Origin of the sequence: Corynebacterium dentalis (assembly GCF_900232865.1) — a bacterium.
GTDB classification, from domain to species: domain Bacteria; phylum Actinomycetota; class Actinomycetes; order Mycobacteriales; family Mycobacteriaceae; genus Corynebacterium; species Corynebacterium dentalis.
Map to the genome: position 1 here is coordinate 69865 of NZ_OCTS01000005.1, position 21080 is coordinate 90944.

19 protein-coding genes and 5 tRNA genes are annotated in these 21080 nt (G+C 59.8%); 16 read left to right on the top strand and 8 right to left on the bottom strand.

What is annotated here, in order from left to right; translation table 11 throughout:
- The first annotated feature begins 36 nt into the window (after window positions 1–36).
- The 4 genes from CS919_RS06285 to dxs all read left to right on the top strand — a co-directional run bounded on the left by CS919_RS06285 (window position 37) and on the right by dxs (window position 4861).
- The gene (locus CS919_RS06285) at window positions 37–714 is read left to right on the top strand and encodes a DUF3710 domain-containing protein (protein WP_099298646.1); all 678 of its coding nucleotides are present in this window, start codon (window positions 37–39) and stop codon (window positions 712–714) included.
- 144 nt (window positions 715–858) lie between these two features.
- Window positions 859–1479, top strand: a complete 621-nt coding sequence (locus CS919_RS06290; RefSeq protein ID WP_099298829.1) for a DUF3159 domain-containing protein — start codon at window positions 859–861, stop codon at window positions 1477–1479.
- Complete coding sequence (locus tag CS919_RS06295; RefSeq protein ID WP_099298647.1) at window positions 1454–2749, top strand: class I SAM-dependent RNA methyltransferase; 1296 nt, start codon at window positions 1454–1456, stop codon at window positions 2747–2749. The genes CS919_RS06290 and CS919_RS06295 overlap by 26 nt, the downstream gene beginning before the upstream one ends.
- Window positions 2750–2962: 213 nt before the next feature.
- A complete protein-coding gene (gene dxs / locus CS919_RS06300; protein ID WP_099298830.1) occupies window positions 2963–4861 on the top strand; it encodes a 1-deoxy-D-xylulose-5-phosphate synthase in 1899 nt (632 codons plus the stop codon).
- Here dxs and CS919_RS06305 read toward each other — a convergent pair.
- On the bottom strand, window positions 4858–6126 hold the full coding sequence (locus tag CS919_RS06305; protein WP_099298648.1) for a ribonuclease D: 1269 nt from the start codon (window positions 6124–6126) through the stop codon (window positions 4858–4860). The genes dxs and CS919_RS06305 overlap by 4 nt on opposite strands.
- Window positions 6127–6189: 63 nt before the next feature.
- The gene (locus CS919_RS06310) at window positions 6190–6837 is read right to left on the bottom strand and encodes a DUF3000 domain-containing protein (RefSeq protein ID WP_099298649.1); all 648 of its coding nucleotides are present in this window, start codon (window positions 6835–6837) and stop codon (window positions 6190–6192) included.
- 194 nt (window positions 6838–7031) lie between these two features.
- Between CS919_RS06310 and hemE the strand changes: the two genes are divergently transcribed.
- The 3 genes from hemE (at window position 7032) to hemQ (ending at window position 10465) form a co-directional block, all read left to right on the top strand.
- A complete protein-coding gene (gene hemE, locus CS919_RS06315; protein ID WP_099298831.1) occupies window positions 7032–8192 on the top strand; it encodes a uroporphyrinogen decarboxylase in 1161 nt (386 codons plus the stop codon).
- On the top strand, window positions 8189–9652 hold the full coding sequence (gene hemG, locus CS919_RS06320) for a protoporphyrinogen oxidase (RefSeq protein ID WP_099298650.1): 1464 nt from the start codon (window positions 8189–8191) through the stop codon (window positions 9650–9652). Before hemE ends, hemG begins: the two co-directional genes overlap by 4 nt.
- 93 nt (window positions 9653–9745) lie before the next feature.
- On the top strand, window positions 9746–10465 hold the full coding sequence (hemQ, locus tag CS919_RS06325) for a hydrogen peroxide-dependent heme synthase (RefSeq protein WP_099298651.1): 720 nt from the start codon (window positions 9746–9748) through the stop codon (window positions 10463–10465).
- 118 nt (window positions 10466–10583) lie between these two features.
- Here hemQ and msrB read toward each other — a convergent pair whose 3' ends face one another.
- The 6 genes from msrB to CS919_RS06355 form a co-directional block, all read right to left on the bottom strand.
- Window positions 10584–11027, bottom strand: a complete 444-nt coding sequence (gene msrB / locus CS919_RS06330) for a peptide-methionine (R)-S-oxide reductase MsrB (RefSeq protein WP_099298652.1) — start codon at window positions 11025–11027, stop codon at window positions 10584–10586.
- On the bottom strand, window positions 11005–12408 hold the full coding sequence (locus CS919_RS06335) for a glycosyltransferase family 87 protein (protein WP_099298653.1): 1404 nt from the start codon (window positions 12406–12408) through the stop codon (window positions 11005–11007). Before CS919_RS06335 ends, msrB begins: the two co-directional genes overlap by 23 nt.
- A 123-nt stretch (window positions 12409–12531) precedes the next feature.
- Window positions 12532–12603 (bottom strand) — tRNA-Cys (locus CS919_RS06340).
- Between the two features lie 50 nt (window positions 12604–12653).
- A tRNA-Gly gene (locus CS919_RS06345) sits at window positions 12654–12729 on the bottom strand.
- Window positions 12730–12776: 47 nt separating this feature from the next.
- Window positions 12777–12851 (bottom strand) — tRNA-Val (locus tag CS919_RS06350).
- 34 nt (window positions 12852–12885) lie between these two features.
- Window positions 12886–12958: transfer RNA gene (locus tag CS919_RS06355), tRNA-Gly, on the bottom strand.
- Between the two features lie 361 nt (window positions 12959–13319).
- On the opposite strand from CS919_RS06355, the gene CS919_RS06360 reads away from it, so the two are divergent.
- The 9 genes from CS919_RS06360 (at window position 13320) to CS919_RS06400 (ending at window position 21071) form a co-directional block, all read left to right on the top strand.
- Window positions 13320–13394, top strand: a tRNA-Val gene (locus CS919_RS06360).
- A 332-nt stretch (window positions 13395–13726) separates the two neighbouring features.
- On the top strand, window positions 13727–14320 hold the full coding sequence (locus CS919_RS06365) for a copper resistance CopC family protein (RefSeq protein ID WP_228073514.1): 594 nt from the start codon (window positions 13727–13729) through the stop codon (window positions 14318–14320).
- Window positions 14321–14420: 100 nt separating this feature from the next.
- Window positions 14421–14765 carry a hypothetical protein gene (locus CS919_RS06370; protein WP_099298654.1) on the top strand — a complete coding sequence of 115 codons (345 nt, stop codon included), beginning with the start codon at window positions 14421–14423 and terminating at the stop codon, window positions 14763–14765.
- Between the two features lie 71 nt (window positions 14766–14836).
- On the top strand, window positions 14837–15508 hold the full coding sequence (locus tag CS919_RS06375) for a copper chaperone PCu(A)C (protein ID WP_099298655.1): 672 nt from the start codon (window positions 14837–14839) through the stop codon (window positions 15506–15508).
- 12 nt (window positions 15509–15520) lie between these two features.
- Window positions 15521–16732, top strand: coding sequence for a Dyp-type peroxidase (locus tag CS919_RS06380; protein WP_099298656.1), 1212 nt, complete (start codon window positions 15521–15523; stop codon window positions 16730–16732).
- Between the two features lie 71 nt (window positions 16733–16803).
- Entirely contained in the window at window positions 16804–18888 is a 2085-nt protein-coding gene (thrS, locus tag CS919_RS06385; RefSeq protein ID WP_099298657.1) for a threonine--tRNA ligase, read from the top strand.
- A gap of 6 nt (window positions 18889–18894) precedes the next feature.
- Window positions 18895–19428, top strand: a complete 534-nt coding sequence (locus CS919_RS06390; protein ID WP_099298658.1) for an HIT family protein — start codon at window positions 18895–18897, stop codon at window positions 19426–19428.
- Window positions 19429–19431: 3 nt separating this feature from the next.
- The gene (gene pgsA, locus CS919_RS06395) at window positions 19432–20097 is read left to right on the top strand and encodes a phosphatidylinositol phosphate synthase (RefSeq protein ID WP_099298659.1); all 666 of its coding nucleotides are present in this window, start codon (window positions 19432–19434) and stop codon (window positions 20095–20097) included.
- A gap of 32 nt (window positions 20098–20129) precedes the next feature.
- Window positions 20130–21071 carry a phosphatidylinositol mannoside acyltransferase gene (locus tag CS919_RS06400; RefSeq protein WP_099298660.1) on the top strand — a complete coding sequence of 314 codons (942 nt, stop codon included), beginning with the start codon at window positions 20130–20132 and terminating at the stop codon, window positions 21069–21071.
- Window positions 21072–21080: the final 9 nt, after the last annotated feature.

Sequence of the window (21080 nt, forward strand, 5' to 3'; positions counted from 1 at the left end):
AAAAATAACGAACAACACACCAAGGAACCAGAAACAATGGCACTTTTCGGCAACAACGACCAACCCAATGAAGAATCCACCACAGCCACCCCAGATTTCGGCCCTTATGACGCGGATACGGTGAATTTCTCGGACCTCGATTTCTCGGACTTCGCCAAGGGAGGCTTGGATTTGGGATCGATGATGATTCCCGTGCCTCACGAGGGTGAAGTGCAGGTGGAAATGGGAGCCAACGGCCCGCAGATGGTGCACGTACTCACACCAGCTGGCCGCCTGACTCCCGTGGCATTTGCCGCACCGAAACAGGGCAGCCTGTGGGAAGAAAGCCTGCCCGAGGTCGTGCAAGGCATGACCAACGACGGTCTCACCGTCTCCCAGGTAGAGGGGCCATGGGGCGAGGAAATCGTGGCCACTGCTGGCGATGGAACCATGCGCGTCATCGGCGCCACGGGTGACCGATGGATGCTGCGGATGACCGCCGCTGGCCCCACGGACAAGGCCGAGGAATTGGCACGTTTTGCGCGGGAAGTGATGGCGCGGGCATTTGTGCGTCGTGGAAACGATCCCATTCCCGCAGGCAACGTGCTTCCCGTAACAATCCCGCAAGCGATGGCCGAGGAGCTGCAGAAGCAAATCCAGGAACACAACCTCGCTCAGGCCCGCAATGCAGCACAGAACCCGGATGCCACCCAGAACCCAGACGCTGGCGAGTAGAAGTACAGAGGACTCGTGAATTCTGAACAACACGCGAACGATCCACGCACGCACCAGTTAGACCAAAACGGCGAGCGCGAAGAGGACACCCGGGAACCAGAACCCGTGGTGGACGCGGACAAGCCGCAAACCCTGCTGGAGCAAATGGGTGGATTCACCGGACTCGTGGCGACCACGCTGCCGGTGCTGGTCCTAGTGCCCGTCAACAGTGCGTATGGATTGCAACCTGCCTTGCTGGCTGCGCTGGCTGTGGCCGTGGTTGTTTTGCTGTGGCGGCTGGCGCGCAAGGAGAGCCTGCAACCAGCTATTTCCGGTTTCATCGGTGTGGCTTTTTGCGCAGCGATCGCCTGGTTTATGGGCGATGCCAAGGGCTACTTTGTCTACGGCATTTGGTATTCGCTGATTCTCGGCATCGCTCTTGTGGTGTCCATTGTGGTGCGGTGGCCTCTGGTGGGCGTGATTTGGCGTGGCATCAACGGCGAGGATCAGCGATGGCGCACAAACCGAGAAGCCGTGCGTGGATACAGCATCGCCACCGCAGCGTGGGCGGTGCTCTTCTTGGCCCGTTTCGCCGTCCAGCAGTGGCTCTATCTGCAGGATTCCACCGAGGCGCTGGGCTACACCCGCATCGCCATGGGATGGCCGCTGACCATCCTCGCCGTACTGGTCACCGTATGGGCAGTACGTAAGGCAAATCGGGCCGAAGAAGGCTCACAAGAAGGCCCTGAAGTTACTCGCTATGAACAATTTTCCGACCAACCTTAAGTCAGGACACACTATTTCCAATTCACAGCCAGCAGGTTCAACCCACACCGATTCCACCGGTGATAGGGAAGAGGTCACCGTCAACCTTGCTAACCCGGCACACGGCGGAAGTGTTATCGCCCGAGTAGATGGCCAGGTTGTCTTTGTCACTGGAGGACTGCCAGGCGAATCCGATGTGCGTGTAGTGCTGGATCCAGCCAGCGCATCCAAAAGCAAGCGCAGCTTTCGCACCGGATCCGCGGTATCAGTGGGGCAGCCCTCGCCACACCGCATTGAAGGACAGTGTCCCGCAGCCGCCGCAGGCGCGGGCTGCTGTGACCTCGATTTCGTGGACTCCGAGGGTTCCATCGATTTCAAGCGCGAGGTGGTGACAGATCAGCTTCGGCGCATCGGGCGTATCGAACTGTCTGATGATCGAGTGGACACCCATGTTCTGCAACCCACTCTGGGATGGCGTACGCGAGTCCGGCTTGGAGTCAATGAGAATGGCAGGGCAGGACTGCGGAAAAAGGATAGCCACGAGATCGTCGAAATCTCTGTTGCCACGTGCGCACAGTGGGCGCCTGGACTAGTCGAGGGCCTTTCCGAGCACGAGTTCACCCCGAATGCAGAAGTTTCAGTGGCACTGGGCGATGACGGCACACGCAGTTTTGTGGAACTGACCGGATCGCGGAACCAGCCACACCGCGAGGTGGTTTTAGGCGATCCCACGATTGTTCACCAGGTGGGCGATGTGGCGTGGTCACTTCCCGCAGACGCGTTTTGGCAAGGGCATCACGCCGCTCCAGAGTTCTATAGCTCGTGGATCCAGAAGCACGTGCCTGCAGGAGAAGGCGTGGCGTGGGATTTGTACGGCGGAGCCGGGGTGTTCGCAGTGGCGCTGGCTGATCGCGTGGACGCAGTGGACAGCGTTGACGTCGGATCTGAAAGCACCGACGCCGGAAAGGCAGCGATGACACTGGCCAACATCGACAACGTGCGGTTCGTCAGCGGCGACGTTGCCCGCCAACTGGATGCACTGCGATCCCACGAAGGCCTGCACGCGGTGGTTCTCGACCCGCCGCGCACCGGTGCGGGCAAGAACGTGGTGCGCCGCATCGCGCAGTCTCGCCCACAACACGTAGTGCACGTGGGGTGCGACCCTGCCACCGCAGCGCGAGACCTCGCGGAATGGGTAGCCAACGGATATCAGATCGACGCTCTGACCGTGGTGGATGCCTTTCCTCTGACGCACCACGTAGAGATGCTGGTGGCGCTGAGCCGAGTTTAAGTCTGAGATTTGGAACGAACTTCCCAGACAGCACTAGACTGAACGGATAACCTTGTCGCTTCAAGCACTTGTCGCGATACAGTCGAAACAGATGCCTGTTATAGGCACAGAGAGCGCACCCCTTGCTCTCAACGTGAGCCGCTAGCGATGGATGACCACCATCTCCAGCAGGCGCGCACAGCAGATACAACGGATGGAGAAGAGCCGGACCGCATGGGTATCCTCGAGACAATTTCCTCACCAGCTGATCTCAAGCCGCTCAACGATGAGCAGCTCGACAAGCTCGCCGGCGAGATTCGACAGTTCTTGATCGAGAAGGTCTCCGCCACGGGTGGTCACTTGGGGCCCAACCTCGGAGTAGTGGAACTGACTTTGGCTATGCACCGGGTTTTCGATTCACCCACTGATCCGTTGATCTTCGATACCGGCCACCAGTCCTACGTGCACAAGATCGTGACGGGACGCCGTGAGCTGTTCGATACGCTGCGCCAGCGCGACGGCTTGTCCGGCTACCCAGAGCGCGCGGAATCCCCGCACGACTGGACAGAATCTTCGCACGCTTCTGCCTCGCTCTCCTACGCGGATGGCCTGGCCAAGGCCTTTGAACTGAGTGGTCAGGTGCATCGGCATGTCGTCGCCCTCGTAGGAGACGGTGCGCTCACCGGCGGTATGTGCTGGGAGGCGCTGAACAACATCGCCACCTCCAAGAAGCGCAGCGTGATCGCGGTGGTCAACGATAATGGCCGTTCCTATTCACCCACCATCGGCGGTTTCGCGGAGAACCTCGCGGCTCTGCGCCTGCAGCCTGTCTACGACAAGGTGATGGACTCTGGGAAATACGCCTTGGGCCACATGGGCTGGGTGGGTGACCGCATGTTCCAAGTCATTCACGGGCTTAAGGAGGGCGTGAAGCACACCGTCATCCCACACGAGATGTTCTCTGATCTGGGCATCAAGTACATCGGCCCGGTGGACGGTCACGACCTGCACCAGGTGGAAAACGCTCTGCGTTACGCCAAGGATTACGGCGGCCCGGTGATCGTCCACACTATGACGCAGAAGGGTAAGGGCTTCAAGCCCGCGGAAACTGACGAGGCCGACCAGATGCACGCCACCGGTGTCATCGACCCTGTGACTGGTGCGCCGCTGAAAACCTCCAAGCCGGGGTGGACCAAGGTGTTCTCCCGCCACTTGATCGAGGTGGCCAAGGACCGCGAGGACATTGTGGCTATCACGGCCGCGATGGCGGGTCCTACTGGTTTGGCAGAGTTCGCGGAGCACTACCCGCAGCGCACCTTTGACGTGGGCATTGCTGAGCAGCACGCGATGACCTCCGCCGCTGGTTTGGCGCTGGGTGGCATGCACCCGGTAGTGGCTGTGTACTCGACATTCCTGAACCGCGCGTTTGATCAGCTGCTGATGGATGTCGCATTGCTGAAGCTTGGTGTGACCGTGGTGCTGGATCGTGCGGGAATCACCGGCCCGGATGGCGCGTCCCACAACGGCATGTGGGATATGTCCCTGACCAGCATCGTTCCTGGTATTTCTGTGGCTGCCCCTCGCGATGGTGCGCAGTTGCAGAAGGCGCTGGACCGCAGCCTGGCCATCGACGATGCTCCCACCGTGGTCCGTTTCCCCAAGGGCAGCGTGCCGGCCGACGTGGAAGCGGTGCGTTCCGAGGAGGACTTCGATGTTCTCTTTGAGTCCGGCGCCAACCTCAACGACGATTCCGCCACATTCCGGGTGATCATCGTGAACTTTGGCAGCTTGTCCGCTCAGGCGCTCGCTGCCGCAAGCGCCCTCGCAGCTGATGGTGTGACCGCAAGCGTCATTGATCCGCACTGGGTGGTTCCAGTGCGCGAGTCGGTGGTGGATGCCCTGCGCGAGGCAGATTTGATTGTGACCGTGGAGGACAACGGTGTGCACGGCGGTGCGGGTGCCGTGCTTCAGACCGAGCTCAATGCGGCGGGCATGACCACTCCCGTGCGCAATATCGGTATTCCGCAGCAATTCCTGGCTCATGCCGAGCGCCCTGAGGTACTGGCTCAGTTGCGCCTGGACAATGAGGCAGTCACTGAGCGAGTCCGCGAGTGGGTGCAGTCGCTGCGCTAGCCAGTCAGTGCTTCAATCAGTACGGGCACGCTGCGGTTAAGGATTAACTCGCTCTGCCAGTCGCGGGCACCATTGGCTTTCAGAACGCTACCTAACTCGTTTTCCATCGCACCCACTGGATCATCTGCGTCACAACTATCCAGTTCCACGTGACTGACGGCCCACGCAGCCGGACGGATTTGTCGCATGACGGCGAGGGATTCCCGGGAGATCTCCAGTTCTTCTGCGAGCTGCTCCACCTGCTGTTCCAAGACCCTCAGTGCAGCAAAAGCATGGGGATAATCGTCTTCCCAATTCCGATGATCGGGATATCCTTGCGAACTTCGTGGAAGCGGGGCAGGAAGCTCAGCTTCACGCAGTGCCATGGCGTGACTGATGGCCTGCCGAGCAGGGGCAACCAGATCCTTGGCCATGCGCATGGTTCCCAAAGCCCGCTTTGCGGAGTGGGGATGCTTGGCCAGCGCGACGATATCTTTGCTGGACATGGTGCGCTCGAGGGGCCGATCGCGCTGCTGGGCAAAAGCGATCCGAGCTTCAGCCAGCCCCCGTGCTACCGCCACGCTGCGCGGGGTGCGGAGACTTTGAATCCCCTTCAGGTTCGTCCACGTAGGGACCTTCAAAGGCCGGGCCTTGCGCAGATCCGCGGCACAGTCCTGCACATACCAGTCGAGGCGGCCGCGCGCCTGCAGTAACGGCAGCACGATATCCAACAATTCGTGCAGTAGCTCCACGTCTAACGCCGCATACGTCAACAAATCCGTGGTTAAGGGGCGCGCAGACCAATTTTCGCGACCCTTATCTTTGTCGATCGTGACGTCGAGAAACTCTTCCAACATCGCGGCCAAACCAGGCTGACCCATGCCCAAAAGCCGGCCGGCAATCTGTGTGTCATGTAGCCGGGTGGGCCGCCATCCCAGCGTGGTCAATGCGGGCAGATCGGTATGCGCGGCGTGCAGGATCCACTCCGCGGAATTCATCACGCGCCCCAGTTGATCCATCGCCGCAGAGAAAGCAGACCCAGAGAAAGCAGAGGCAGAAACAGTAGAGCCGGAAGCACTGCCCGTGGGATCAATGAGCAGCGTACCCGTGCCAGGGCGTCGAAGCTGCACGAGGAAGGCACGCTCGTCGAACCGGAATGCGGACGCGCGCTCCGTATCCACCGCGATGGGACCGTGCCCGGCAGCTAATCGGCGGGCGCCGTCGGCAATTGCTTCTGCCGTGTCCAGCAGTGGAGGTAGGCCGTCTCTGGGCTCTGCAAGGTGCACGTCAAGACTTTCGCGGTGAGGCTGGCGTCGAGAAAAAGAACGAAACGAAAAACGAACCGAGGCCTAGCCTGCGGAGGTTGCTCCCGACGCGCCGTGGCTGTGGGTGCCAATGGACGTGATGCCCTCGGGAGGAAGTCCCGCGACATTGGCCAGAACGCGGGCGAATGCCTGCACGTGGCCGGAAAGATCGGTTCCGGTGGCGGTCCAGGAGGCGCGCATCTCGATCTGGAACGCGCGGGGTGGCCCGCCGATCTCACCATAACGCACCGACGCGGTGGAGGTTACGGTGCCGCCGAGGTTGGTATAGGGACTAGTAGGGGAGTCCAGTTCCTCGGTCAGCCAGTCCCATGCCACGTCCGGAAGCAGTGGATCGGAGGCGAGGGAGGCATCCATATCCGCCTGGATGTAGGCCACAAGGCGCATCTTGGCACCGTCCCAACCTTCGTCACTGGCGGGATCGTGCAGCAAGATGAGGCGGCCAAAGGCATCGCCGCCGTGGTCCAGTGCAAACTCGGGTACGTGATCGGTGTCTGGATCCAGTTCGGGGTGCAGTACCTCGAGGCCCACGGCGTGGCTCAATGGCGCTAGGTTCCGAGGCGGGCGGATGTCACCGACGCTGATGCCCGTGCGGACCGCGGCGTGGGACATGGAGTGCACAGCATCGTCGAAGTACTGAGGGACGTCTCTGTTTTGCTCTGTCTCTTGGCTCACAAGGCCTCAACCTACCGTTGAGGGTTCAACGTACAAGAGAGGCGCGCCGATGGGCTGAGAGGGAAAATCGCCGAAGCGCGGTCGACATTTCTGCAAGCGTTTCGGTGCAGCCACAAGGTGCGTACCGCGAGGCGCAGATTGTGGGGGCACTCAACAAAATAGGGGATGCACGCAGGACTGGCATAATGACGGGCATGACTGCTGAGAAGTTTGCCCTTGAATCCGCCGACCTTTTTGCCACTGATACCGAGGCAGCTCGTCAGAAGCGACGTGCCAGCGTAGATGCCCCACTGCTGGCCACCGTTCGTGGCGAGAAGCCGAGTAGGCGACCGGTGTGGATGATGCGGCAAGCGGGACGTTCCCTGCCCGAGTACCGCGAGGTGCGGGCGAACGTTCCTATGCTCGACGCCTGCTTCGATGACGAGCGGGTTGCAGAAATCACCATGCAGCCTGTCCGTCGTCACGATGCGGACGCGGCAATTCTGTTCAGCGATATCGTCGTCCCGCTCAAGGCCGCAGGAGTGGATCTGGACATCGTCCCCGGCCGGGGCCCCGTGGTGGCGCAACCTGTACAGACTATGGAGGCGATTGCACAGCTGCCAACGGTAGAGCGCGAGCAGCTGGCAAACATTGAAAAGGGCATCGGCCACGTCCTCGAGGAGTTGCGCGATGACCAGGTGCTGATCGGCTTCGCTGGCGCACCGTTTACCGTAGCTTCCTACCTCGTGGAGGGCGGCCCCTCGAAAAACCACGAGGTCACCAAGTCCCTGATGTATTCCCAGCCAGAGACCTGGCACGCTCTCATGCGTGCGCTCACCCCGACGATCGTGCGCTTTTTGCAGGCACAGATCGAAGCAGGTGTGGACGCGGTGCAGCTGTTCGATTCCTGGGCCGGCTACTTGACCTCGCGGGATTATCGCGAATTCGTGGCGCCGTACTCGCACGCCATCTTCGAGGCCATTCGTCCTTACGAGATCCCGATGATCCACTTTGGCGTGGGCACCGGCGAGCTGTTGGGAGATATGGCCGTGGCAGGTCCGGACGTGGTGGGCGTGGACTGGCGCGTACCGATGGACTCCGCAGCCGCACGCATTCGCGCGGCACTGGATCACCATCGTCCCGATGCCAAGCCGGAGGACAAGATCAAGGCCTTGCAGGGCAACTTGGATCCGGCGGTGCTGTTCGCCGGAGATGACGTGATTGCAGCCCACGTCAAGCGCATCGCTGCCGAAGCCGATCGCGCAATCGACCGAGGCCAGGCGAAGGGGCATATCTTCAACCTCGGCCACGGCGTGCTGCCAACCACTGACCCAGATGCGATCACCCGCGCCTTCGAGGAGGTTCATAAGTCATGACCAGGTCCACGTCATCTCCCGGTGTAAACAACCGTTCGCAGGCGGATCGCCCGATCCGCGTTGCTGTGGTGGGCGGCGGTATTGCTGGCGTCACTGCAGCGTGGGAGCTGCGGAAACGGTTGGGACCGGAGGCTCACATTTTGATCGCCGAGGCCTATGACCGTCTGGGTGGCAAGTTGAAGACCGTCAACTTCGCGAACGGTCCGGTGGACATGGGTGCCGAGGCGTTCATGGGGCTGCGTCAGGACTTCGTGGACTTGGTTCGTGAGGTGGGGCTGGGGGACCAGTTGCGCACTCCGTCCTCCGATAGGCCTTCTGGTTTCTTTGTCGACGGCAAGCTGGTGGATATCCCGCGAGGAACTCTCATGGGGATTCCTGCAACGGGCGCTTCGGTTGCCGAGGTTGTGGGCCCCGAGGCAGCTGCCAGGATTGACGCCGAGCGCTCTGGTGCTCCGATGACCTGGGAGCCGGGTCAGGATGTGTCCGTAGGCCAGCTGGTGGAAGCCCGCCTTGGCCGGGTAGTGGTGGACCGCATGGTCACGCCATTGCTTGGCGGGGTGTACTCCACGGCTGCCGATGATCTGGGCGTACGCGCAACTATTCCGCAACTGGCCGAGGTCTTGGATGAGCGCGGTGCAGGAGGGGCAGAGTTCTACTTGATTGACGTTGTCCAACAGCTCCTGGATCAGCGTGCCGCCAAGGCTGCTCACACCGATGCGGGCGCGCGCCCGCCGATGTTCTACGGGTTCGAGAGTGGTTACCGCAGGTTGATTGATGCTTTGCGTGCGCAGTCCGGCGCCGAGGTGCTATACAACACGGGCGTGGAATCCATCGGGCGTAACAACGATGGCTGGTACCTCGAGCCCATTGGCTTTGTGGACGCAGTGATTCTCGCAGCTCCAGCCCCGACCACCTCAGTACTACTGCAAGATGTGGCACCGGTGGCCGCCGAGGCAATGCGTTCCATCGACTTAGCCAGCTCCGTGGTGGTGGGCATGCGTTTCGCATCGGCCTACGGAATCCCGGAGCGCTCGGGAGTGCTTCTGGGACCGGACGCGCCGACAGAGGCGAAAGCCTTCACGTTCTCCTCTCGCAAGTGGCCGCATTTGGAACAGCGTGGCGGCGCTTTTGTCCGCGCCAGCTTCGGCACCTTCCGTGATCCGTGGTACGTAGAGGCGGATGACCGTGCTCTGGTGGCCTATGCCCTCGATGGCTTGGAGAAGATCACCGGCGAGCGCAAGAAGCCGGAAGAGTACTTTGTGCAGCGCTGGTGGGGCGGAATACCGCGCTATGGCGTGGGCTATATGGAGCGCATCAATGAAGCATTCCAGGATGTTCGGGATATCCGTGGGTTGGCGCTTGCTGGTTCCATGCTTTCCGGAGTGGGAGTTCCGGCAACGGCGGCGACTGGCCGGGCTGCGGCGGCGGAGATCGTTGAAGAAATGGGATGGAATAACTAGCGCCACACCCCGTTCGGGGGACGTTGCCCCGAAGAAGCGTAATTTGGAATCCGGATATGTCGTCAAATGTGCTTGAAAGGCCGTGTCGGAATAATGACTGATCAAAGCAATGTAGAGGTCGAGAAGCTCAATGCGATCGTGCGCTACGCCATGTACTCCGTGTTTAAAGTGGAGCCAGGCGTGCTAGGCGAGAACCGGGAAGAAGCCGCCGCAGATTTCCAGCGTTTCCTCGATACCTTTGCGGATCAAGATCTTGAAGTCCGTGGCGTCTACGATCTCGGCGGACTCCGCGCTGAAGCAGACATCATGATCTGGTGGCACGCAGAGAAGATGGAAGATCTTCAGGAGGCTTACCGCCGCTTCCTGCGTGAGACCACCCTGGGACAGGCCTGCGAGCCAGTTTGGTCTAACGCTGGCTTGCACCGTCCTTCCGAGTTCAACCGCTCCCACCTGCCATCGTTCATCATGGGCGAGGACCCTGAGCAGTGGATCTGCGTGTACCCTTTCGTGCGTAGCTACGATTGGTACCTGTTGGATCCCAAGGATCGCGCCAAGATGCTGCGTGATCACGGCATGGCAGCAATCGGCTTCGATGATGTGCGTGCGAACACCATCTCCGCATTCGCTCTGGGTGACTACGAGTGGCTGCTGTCCTTCGAAGCTCCAAAGCTGGAGCGCATCGTCGAGCTGATGCACAAGATGCGCTACACCGAGGCTCGCCTCCACGTGCGCGAGGAGATCCCATTTTTCACCGGCCGTCGCATCAACGGCTCCTCCGAAGAGATCTCCGAGTTCGTCGCCGCTCTGGCCTAAAAGTTAACGCGCAAATAATCGCATAGAGCGCAAGAAGAAAGGCTCGCCAGTGAGATTCTGGCGAGCCTTTCGCTATATCTAGAGGCTGTTCCTCATCCGCGTCAAAACGCTCCCGGACCTACTCCGCAGGCTTGAGCGTCAAGCTGATGCTATTGATGCAGTAGCGCAGATCCGTGGGAGTATCGTAGCCCTCACCAGCGAACACATGGCCCAGGTGGCTCTGGCAATTCGCGCACAGCACCTCCACGCGAGGCATCCCCAACGAATTGTCTTCACGAGTGACCACGGCATCTGAATCTGCGGGATCGAAGAAGCTTGGCCATCCGCAGTGAGAGTGGAACTTCTCCGTGGAGCGGAATAACTCTGCCCCACATGCGCGGCAGGCATACACGCCCTCGGTTTCCGTGTCCGTGTACTCGCCCTTAAACGGCGCCTCGGTGCCTGCCTGACGCAGCACGTAGAACTCCTCCGGGTTGAGGCGTTCGCGCCATTGTTCGTCCGTCAGCCCCCGAAAATCCTCGATGGGATTCAGTCCAGGGTTAGTGCTTGGTTCGTTCGACATGCTCGTCCTCCTTGATCTGTGCGGTGGTTGTGCGATCTTCATTGTCGACGCCAGACTCATCACGTCCGCCGAAAAGTCCACCAGTTGCTACATCTCCCAACACTGGTGCACCGCGGCGTATTTCCATGACGGTCCACACCACCACGGTGGTGGCCACGGCGATAATAATCGCGCTCCAACCCACAGTAGCCCGGATGTTTTCCATCGCGCGGCCAATCGTGTGGAAGCGGTCCGAGTGCCAATGATCGGCGCTGAGGCAGAAGTAGACACCCAGCCAGACCACCGGGTTGTGCATCGCGGAACGATAGCGCACCACCGTCAGCAGCATCGGGACCAGCAGCATGGAGTAGTACATCTGGCCCAGAGAGCTCAAGAGGAATACGCCGGTGAGCAGCACGCCGGCCGTTGTAGTGGCCCACATGATCGGATCCCGGTCACGCCAACGCATCAGCAAAACAATGGCAATGGCAGTCAGGGCGGCAAATAGTAGCTGCCAGAACCACAGCAGCGGACCAGAGATACCGAAGTACGCGCCCACGCCAGTGATGGAGGAGTTGGCGTAGTCCCGAACCTCGCCGAGATAGGGAACCAGCTTGTCCAGGTAATCCCCGGGAGCAGTCATCAACGGCCAGGCAACGATATTGAAAACTACTGGCACGGCGATGCCCGTGCCGACGGTCGCGAACTGGCGTCGAACAAAAGGAATGAACAACAACGGAGCGAACTGCGGCTTGACCGTGATCGCCAGACCCAACAGCACGCCGGCCGCAATCTGCGCGACCACCGAGCGATGCTTCAACAACAGGTACAGGAAGCCCACCTCAGCTAGCAGCAAGAGCCCATTGATGTTGGAAAACAGCAGCGTGTTCTTCACAGACTCCGTGGCGAAGACCGCAACAATCAAGGTGGGCCAAACGCCACCACGCAAGCGGAAACCGAACAGCCTTGTGAGGATCGCCAGGGCCAGCACGATGGCCAACCCGTTGAGGAAGATATAAGCAATACGGCCGGAATCGAAGCCTGGCATGAGCGTCAACGGGCTCAGCAGCAACGTGCCACCGGGGGAGTAGAGGTAGTGCGGATCGACCGTCGAATAATCTTCCGAATACACCGGAACGCCCGCGCGGAAACGGCCGAGGGCCTCCCACACGGTAGTAAAATCATCTGTGATGTGGTTGTTGTGCGGAACGAGGAACACCTTGTAGATAAGGCTCATCAAAGCCAACGGCCACATGACCAAAGCAGTGATCAAAGAAATGCGAGCAGTGGACCACATGGGCAATGAGGGAGTTTGATCCGACACGGACGTGTACTCATCGGTTGCTGCCTCAGAGGCTGGGTGGCTAGTCGCTGGAGGGGTGTTCGTCTTGTACGCAGTCATCGAAAAAAATTCTATCGTGTGCACACCGATAAACAGGGGAGGCGACGCCGCAGATGACGACGCAAAAACGCCCACACAGTGCAGAGACCGTGTGGGCGTGAATGTGTTTCTGGATAATCTTCGAGGTGGAAACGGGAATCGAACCCGTGTTGACGGTTTTGCAGACCGTTGCCTAAGCCACTCAGCCATTCCACCGTGGCGTATACCGCCTCGACGATTCACCGTACAGCAAACTGTTGTGAACCTGGAGCGGATGACGAGACTCGAACTCGCGACCCTCACCTTGGCAAGGTGATGCGCTACCAACTGCGCTACATCCGCGTATCTACTTACAGCGATCAAGTTCGATAGAAACTTCATCAAGTAGATGGTGCGCGATACTGGGATCGAACCAGTGACCTCTTCCGTGTCAGGGAAGCGCTCTCCCGCTGAGCTAAACGCGCGGGTACATTCCAACGATTGGCCCGGTGAAATGAGAGCGGATGACGAGACTCGAACTCGCGACCCTCACCTTGGCAAGGTGATGCGCTACCAACTGCGCTACATCCGCGTGCTCCACACAACAACGTGTGGTGCGAGATAAAACGATAGCGGGTGCGGGTGAGTATTCACAAATCAGCTGGTGAATCCGCGTTTGTGGGGTGAGTGTGGCGCGCTGTTGCTGGTGGCTAAATGACATGGCTGTGAGTTGAGCATGCATGGATGTTGGCTGTTGGCGGTTGTTGGCGGCTGTGAGCGAGAGTGATGGAAGTCGCAGAAGAACGGGGCTTGCGGAACGGACACGACCCCGCTGCGGGCAATACCTGTACCCGACGAGGTTGGTTAAGCGCCGCGTTAAAGCCTGTGGCCTGCGTTTTTATGTAGCGCACCTAAACAGTGCTAGATTCTGATGCGTTCGCAAGAACACCTGAGGTCCTATAGCTCAGCGGGAGAGCGTTCCGTTCACACCGGAAAGGTCACTGGTTCGATCCCAGTTAGGACCACCACTTAATACGAAGCTTCGTCGCGCAGATCACCGCGACGGAGCTTCTTTTTGCTCGGGTCCAGCCGATCTGGATTCCTCCAGGTATTCCTACTATTTCTCGCGTAAGGGTGTCCCATGGGTAACACTCACCTGCGTAAATGGAACAGCCCTGTTGAGGAATAGTAGGAAAACATGATCATGGTCTCCGGCTTGGTCTCAGCCGCTTGGGCTATAGCGCCGGTAGGTGAGAAACTTCACAAACGTCACGTAAACGGGAACTAAAGTAAACAAACAAACGACTACTTCACTGACCGTCCCCATGACGGTCACAGAAGATCAGTGAAAGGACGTTCCATGTCACTCTTTGCCCGCGGTACTGAAAAGCCTGCCGCTCGCACGTCGGTCGCCGCACTCGCGCTGACGGCGGGCGTGTTCGGCTCAGCAATCATGGCACCGGCAGCGATGGCGCACGATTCTGTGTTGTCATCGAACCCTGCAAACGGGGAAGTAGTGAACGAACTTCCGCAGGAAATCACCCTCGAGTTCTCTGGCACCCCACAAGGTGAGTTCAACACCGTGGCGTTGTCCCAAGACGGCGAGGTCCTGTTCAGCGAAGAGCCAAAGGTAGAAGGCCAGACTCTGACTGTGGATGTCCCTGACGATGTCGAGGCTGGACCTGGCGATTACATGCTGGGCTACCAGATCACCTCCTCCGACGGACATGCCACCAGAGGCAGCCTGGAGTTTTCCATCGCCGAAGGCGCGTCCGGTTCTGGGGACTCGGCGGGTTCCGAAACCACCGAAGCCACCCCAGCAACCACCGGTTCCAATCAGGGGGAGGATTCAAGTTCCCTGCCTTCCTGGTTGCTTCCCTTGGCAGGTATCGTCGTTATTGCAGGTGCACTGGTAATGGCCATCGCGCGCTTCCGGAATTTGAAGTCCGAATAGACTCCAATCTTCCTTTCGCAGCGTGGGCACCACGCGCCCCCTCGGCCACGGGTAGATCCTCTGGCCGTGGACTGACGTCCCGACGAACCAGGAGATTTTCGTGAAGAACCTTCGTACCGCCGCTACGGCCTCCATCGCTTTGACCGCCGCACTGGCGCTTTCCGCATGCACCCCTCCACACCAGAATGACTCTGACCAGCCTTTCAAGGACAACCAGTCCGGGCAGAGTTCTCCATCTTTGGATATCGAGTCCTCTGAAACTGCAGAGTCATCCTCAAGTGAGCAGGGCGCAAACGGCGAGGCCACCGGCACTGCAGTATCCGGTTCCGAGACCGCCGCCACCGAAGGTTCCGTGGTTGATCCTGGCTTCACCAATGAAGGTGCAGGCACCCAGTCTGGCGCAGCAGGCCAGGCTGGTACCCAAACTGATACTTCTGCACAGTAACTCAAGCAGTTTTTCCGGCCGCACCCAAGGCCAATCGTTTAGCAATTCGGTAATCCGCGGGCGCAGGTCGTATGCATAGAAAGAATGTGATCATGCGTATTTCTCGCCGTTTCCCACAGATGGCTGTTGCAACTCTTGCAGCGGGTTCTTTGACCTTGGCGGCCTGCAGCCCGTCTGAGCAGAACGATAGCGATCAGTCCGTCTCTGACCAGGCCACATCCGCCACCTCTGCGGCAGAGTCCGCCGTAGAGGGGGCAACCGAAGACAGCGATTCCGCGATCACCTTCGACGATGCGTACGTCACGGCAAAGCCCGCCGATAAGGAAATGACCGGCATCTTCGGCACCCTGAAAAACACCTCGGACAAGGACATTCACATCACTGAGGTCTCCGGTTCCGCTAAGGGCATGTACCAGCTCCACGTTGTCTCCGATGGCGAGATGAAGGAAGCTGAGGACGGTTTCACCATCAAGGCCGGCGATTCTCTGGTTCTTCAGCCAGGCCACGAGCACATCATGCTCATGGACAACACGGAAGACATCGCAGCAGGCGACGTACTCAGCCTGACCCTGAAGGACGATGAAGGCAACAGCTACGAACTGCCTGACGTACCCGTCCGCGTCCAGCAGTCCACCCACGAGCACTACTCCGACGGCACCACCGGAGATTCCTCCAACTCAGGCGCCGCTGAGAGTGAATCCATGAACCACGAAGGCATGGATCACGAGCAGCACTCCCACTAAGGGGAACTGGTCATGACACGTCGATCGATTTCTCGCCGCGGTTTTTTCGCCGGGGTGGGCCTGACTGGTGCCACGGCAGTCATCACCTCCTGTGGGTCTGATTCTGAGGCTGCGGGGAGTATGGCGTCGGATGAAAACGGCACGTCACCGCAAGCAGATTCCGCGGGCCTTGCCACCGAAGACACGAAGATCGCCTTTGATGGCGAGCATCAAGCCGGAATCCAGACCGCACCGCAAACGCACGCTCTATTGGTGGCATACAACGTTCGCAAGGAGCGGCGGTCCGCTAAAGGTCTGCAGCGCATCATGCGAATTTGGACCGGAGATGCGCGCAACCTCACGCAAGGTCACACGCCGCTGGCGGATCTGGAATCGGAGCTGGCGATGGCGCCACGCAACCTCACCATCACGGTGGGGTGGGGTCCTCGTTTGATTTCCGACGCCAAGCTCAGCGACAAACTCCCGGGTTGGATCGAAAACAACCGCGACGGGCTGCCTAAGTTCAAGGGCGACCGGCTGACGGAGGATTTCTCCGACGGTGACTTGGTGCTGCAGATATGTGGCGATGACTTGACGGCCGTGAGCCACGCTGCTCGCGTACTCACGCGTGGCTGTAGGGACTTCGTCACGCCCAAGTGGAGTCAACGTGGGTTCATTGACTCACCGACGGGGGAGACCCCGCGCAATCTGCTGGGCTTCAAGGACGGCACGGCCATCCCGCGCTCGAAGGAAGAGTACGACGACGCGGTGTGGGATGAGCTGGGTGGCTCAGCCATGGTGGTGCGGCGCGTGGTCTACGACATGCCGGAATGGGAAGCCTTGGACCGTTCGAGCAGGGAAGTGGTCTTTGGTCGCTCCATCGAGACCGGCGCGCCTCTGGGTGGCACAGAGGAGTTCGACGAGGTCGACCTCAACGCGGTCAATGAGCAGGGCTTGCCCATGATCGATCCGCATTCGCATGTGGGTTTGACTGCAGGTGAAGGCACACACATGCGCAGGCGTGCCTACAACTGGGACGGGGAAGTCACGGCCCTGGGAAGCACGGGTCTGATTTTCATCTGCTTCCAGGATGATCCAGACACGGCATTTACGCCCCTCCAGAAGCGCTTGGCGGAGGGTGACCGGCTGAATCAGTGGGTCACGCACGTGGGCTCTGCCGTGTTCTGGTGCCCTGCTGGCACACCGGAGGGTGGCTACTGGGGTCAGGACGTGCTGGAGGGGTAGACTCTTTCAAGTTAAAGATTGTCACCAGGTATGTGACCGTCTCCATGAGCTTGAAGGAGCCCCCTGACCCCATGAGTACCCTCGATTCGACCCCCGACATTCAGTCCGCTCACGTGCACGTTGCACCCGTGATTTTCACGGTGCTAGCAGGGGAAACGGCTGGGTCGGCGATGCGACCACTGGAACTGCCCAACAAGGGCCCACAGGCGATCGTGGTGGTCAAGGACTCCACCGGTCAGCTCCGTGACCTTTCTTGGGCTCCGGAAGCAGACGAAGAAGTCACGGCCATCGCCTCCGATACCGAGGAAGGCCGGGCCGTAATCCGTCACTCCGCGGCGCACGTGTTGGCTCAGGCCGTGCAGAAGGAATTCCCCGGAACCAAGTTGGGCATTGGTCCGGCAATCGAGAACGGCTTCTACTACGATTTCGACGTCGCCGAGCCGTTCACCCCGGAAGATCTGAAGAAGATCGAAAAGACGATGAAGAAGATCATCAAATCCGGGCAGAAGTTTAAGCGCAAGGCGTACGCAAGTACCGAAGATGCCCTGGCGGAATACACTGACGAGCCGTATAAGACGGAGCTCATCGAGGACAAGGGCAGCGTGGATCCTAATTCCGACGAGGCCACGGAAGTCGGCGCCGGAGAGCTGACCTGCTACTGCAACGTCAACCCGCGGACGGGCGATGTGGATTGGTACGACCTCTGCCGCGGCCCTCACGTGCCCACCACCCGGTACATTCCGGCCTTCGCCATCACCCGTTCTTCTGCGGCGTACTGGCGCGGAGATCAGTCCAAGGCGGATCTGCAGCGCGTGTACGGCACTGCGTGGGAATCCAAGGAAGCACTGGACGAATACCAGACCATGCTTGCCGAGGCTGAAAAGCGCGATCACCGGCGCCTCGGCGCTGAACTGGATTTGTTTAGCTTCCCCGACGACCTCGGTTCCGGGTTGCCCGTGTTCCATCCGGACGGTGCGATGGTGCGCATGGAGATGGAGGAGCATTCGCGTCGTCGACACGTGGAAGCGGACTATTCCTTTGTGAACACTCCGCACATCACCAAGCAGAACCTCTATGAGCGTTCCGGTCACCTCGGTTTCTACAAGGACGGCATGTTCCCGCCCATGCAGGTAGATGCCGAGTTCGATGCCGACGGCAACGTGGTGAAGGCCGCCCAGGATTACTACCTGAAGCCCATGAACTGCCCGATGCACAACCTGGTGTTTGACTCCCGTGGGCGCTCCTACCGCGAGTTGCCTCTGCGGTTGTTTGAGTTCGGTACCGTGTACCGCTACGAGAAATCTGGCGTGATCCACGGACTGACCCGTGCCCGTGGCTTCACGCAGGACGATGCGCATATCTACTGCACTGAGGAACAGCTGGAGGGCGAGCTGACCAGCGTGTTGGAGTTCGTTCTATCCTTGCTCAAAGATTATGGCCTCAACGATTTTTACCTCGAGCTGTCTACTCGGGACCCCAAGAAATCGGTTGGTTCTGACGAAATCTGGGAGCGCTCCACCGAGATTTTGGAGCGCGTGGCCACTAACTCCGGCTTGGAACTGGTTCCGGATCCAGAGGGTGCTGCGTTCTACGGGCCGAAAATTTCCGTGCAGGCTCGCGATGCCATCGGCCGTACCTGGCAGATGTCTACCGTGCAGCTGGATTTCAACATGCCAGAGCGATTCAACTTGGAGTACACGGCCTCGGACGGCACCAAGAAGCAGCCGATCATGATTCACCGGGCGCTGTTCGGTTCCATCGAGCGCTTCTTCGGCGTGCTGCTGGAGCACTATGCGGGTGCGTTCCCAGCCTGGCTGGCTCCGCACCAGGTGGTGGGCATCCCGGTGGCCGATGATTTCAACGGCTACCTAGATGAGTTCGCCGCTGATCTGCGCAAGCGCGGGGTCCGCGCCGAGGTGGATACTTCCGATGATCGCATGCAGAAGAAGATCCGCACCCACACCACCGGCAAGGTGCCGTTCATGATTCTGGTAGGCGGTCGCGATGTGGAGGCGAACGCCGTGAGCTTCCGTTTCCTCGACGGCACCCAGGTCAACGGCGTGCCTCGCGAGCGTGCGGTGGAGATCATCGCACAGTGGATCGCGGAGCGCCGCAATGATCAGCCGTCCGAAGCTACCATTGCTGCGCTGGTGTGACCGGTAGTGGATTCTTATGTGGATCACGGTGTCAGCGAGGATAGCCCTGAAGCACAGCGCCTCGAGCGCTTGTGGGCTCCGTATCGTTCGGCGTACCTGACCACCACCGAGAAGTCCGAGGATCCGTTTTCCACCCTTCCGGAAAGGTCCGACGAGGAGGCGCTGATCGTCGCTCGTGGCACCAGTGTGTACTGCGTGCTGAATCTGTTCCCCTACAACCCGGGGCACATGATGGTGGTTCCTTACCGCCGGGTCGCGGACTACGTGGACCTCACCGAGGAGGAGACGGCGGAGCTCGCCGTGTTCACCAAACGTGCGATCCGCACGTTGCGTACCGTTTCTTCGCCCGACGCCATCAATGTCGGACTCAACCTTGGCAAAGCCTCCGGCGGCAGCGTCTCCGAGCATCTTCACCAGCACATCGTGCCTCGGTGGACCGGAGATGCTAACTTCATGACGGTAATTGCTGGAACGAAAGTACTTCCTCAGACTCTGCGAGAGACGAGGCAGTTGCTTGCCGATGCCTGGCGGGAGGAGTAACCGATGGTACTGAGTGTTCGTGGTCGTGGGCCCGTCGCTGTGTTCATAGAACCTCTGGCTAAAGGGCTGACTCGGTTAGGTGTTTCCCCCAACGCAGTGACTGTCGGGGGAACGGTACTGGCGATCGTATTCGCGCTCACGCTGATTCCCACCGGTCACGTTTTCGCTGCTTCCGCCTTGATCGGACTGACTGTCGCCACGGACATGGTGGACGGAACCATGGCGCGCATGCAGGGCGGAGGGACCAAGTTCGGCGCCACGTTGGATGCCACGTGCGACCGTCTTTCCGATGGTGCGATCTTCGGGGCGATGGCCTTTTGGTTTGCCACCCGGGAGGATCCGCACGAACTTTTCACGGCACTATGTCTGATCATCCTGGTGACTAGCCAAGTCACTAGCTATGTCAAGGCTCGCGCGGAGGCCAGCGGAATCAAGGTGGTCGGCGGGTTGATCGAGCGGCCGGAGCGCCTGCTGATTGGACTGGTCTCCCTGGGTCTGTCTGGTGTGGGGATCCCGTATATCCTTCCCATCGGTTTGAGCATCCTGACTGCGGGCTCCGTCTATACAGTCCTGGAACGCTTGATCATCGTGGGTAAATCCGATGTGGCCCAGGAAAAGATCACCGCGCCGGAGGGCGCTCGCGAGTTCTCCGAAGTCAAGGACGCGTGAGGTTAAGCGTGGCAAAGGACAAAACACCTCGGGTGAGCGCTTGGGAACGCATCGCGGCATGGGGATACCAGCTCGGATGGGCCGCGATGAAGAGGATCCCGGAGCCGGTAGCGAAGCCTTTGTTCAATGCGATCGCCGATGTGGCGTCGAAAAAAGGAAAAGGACCAGAGCAGCTCCGCCGCAACCTCGCCCGCGTGGTGGGCCCAGAAAACGTCACGCGAGAACTCGTGCGGCAGTCGATGCGCAGCTACATGCGCTACTGGCTAGAGGCATTCCGCTTGCCCTCGATGGTGGGGCCGGAGCTCATTGCCAAGATTAATGAGAACGTCGCGGCGGATGTGCCCACCAAGATCGAAGCCTCTATGGCTGGCGGTAAAGGGGCGATTTTCGCCCTGCCGCATGCCACGAACTGGGATATGGCGGGGGTGTGGCTGGTCAATCACTCGGGTGAATTCACTACCGTGGCGGAACGCTTGCGCCCGGAATCGCTGTTTGATGCTTTTGTGAAGTACCGGAGAACCCTAGGGTTCGACGTGATTGCACTGTCCGGAGCAGACAAGCCTCCCATGGCGCACATGGAGCAGACCCTGAGGGAAAACCGCGTGGTGTGCCTCATGGCGGAGCGCGATCTGACCGGCAGTGGCGTGCACGTGGACTTTTTCGGTGAGCTTTGTTCCATGCCTGCAGGTCCCGCATTGCTGGCTAAGCGGACTGGCGCGCCACTGCACGTGGTGAAGATGCACTATACGCACGATGGCTGGCTGATTGAGCTGTCCGATCCGCTGGATACCTCCCAACCGTTGGAGGACATTGTGCAGCAAGAGGCTGATCTCATGGCGGAATACATCGGTCAAAAGCCAGAGGACTGGCATATGCTGCAGCCACTGTGGCACGCGGATCTGTCCGCGGACCGACGCCGAAAGATGGGCCTGGATGACCACTCCGATGCGGACGCAGAACAGGGAGGCCGATAGTTCGTGGTT

Coding starts and splice junctions, on each gene's coding strand:
- dxs (WP_099298830.1), top strand. CDS start 2,963: ATGGGTATCCTCGAGACAATTTCCTCACCAGCTGATCTCAAGCCGCTC.
- CS919_RS06285 (WP_099298646.1), top strand. CDS start 37: ATGGCACTTTTCGGCAACAACGACCAACCCAATGAAGAATCCACCACA.
- msrB (WP_099298652.1), bottom strand. CDS start 11,027: ATGTCGAACGAACCAAGCACTAACCCTGGACTGAATCCCATCGAGGAT.
- CS919_RS06290 (WP_099298829.1), top strand. CDS start 859: ATGGGTGGATTCACCGGACTCGTGGCGACCACGCTGCCGGTGCTGGTC.
- pgsA (WP_099298659.1), top strand. CDS start 19,432: ATGGTACTGAGTGTTCGTGGTCGTGGGCCCGTCGCTGTGTTCATAGAA.
- hemQ (WP_099298651.1), top strand. CDS start 9,746: ATGACTGATCAAAGCAATGTAGAGGTCGAGAAGCTCAATGCGATCGTG.
- CS919_RS06365 (WP_228073514.1), top strand. CDS start 13,727: ATGTCACTCTTTGCCCGCGGTACTGAAAAGCCTGCCGCTCGCACGTCG.
- CS919_RS06295 (WP_099298647.1), top strand. CDS start 1,454: ATGAACAATTTTCCGACCAACCTTAAGTCAGGACACACTATTTCCAAT.
- CS919_RS06375 (WP_099298655.1), top strand. CDS start 14,837: ATGCATAGAAAGAATGTGATCATGCGTATTTCTCGCCGTTTCCCACAG.
- hemE (WP_099298831.1), top strand. CDS start 7,032: ATGACTGCTGAGAAGTTTGCCCTTGAATCCGCCGACCTTTTTGCCACT.
- CS919_RS06335 (WP_099298653.1), bottom strand. CDS start 12,408: ATGACTGCGTACAAGACGAACACCCCTCCAGCGACTAGCCACCCAGCC.
- thrS (WP_099298657.1), top strand. CDS start 16,804: ATGAGTACCCTCGATTCGACCCCCGACATTCAGTCCGCTCACGTGCAC.
- CS919_RS06380 (WP_099298656.1), top strand. CDS start 15,521: ATGACACGTCGATCGATTTCTCGCCGCGGTTTTTTCGCCGGGGTGGGC.
- hemG (WP_099298650.1), top strand. CDS start 8,189: ATGACCAGGTCCACGTCATCTCCCGGTGTAAACAACCGTTCGCAGGCG.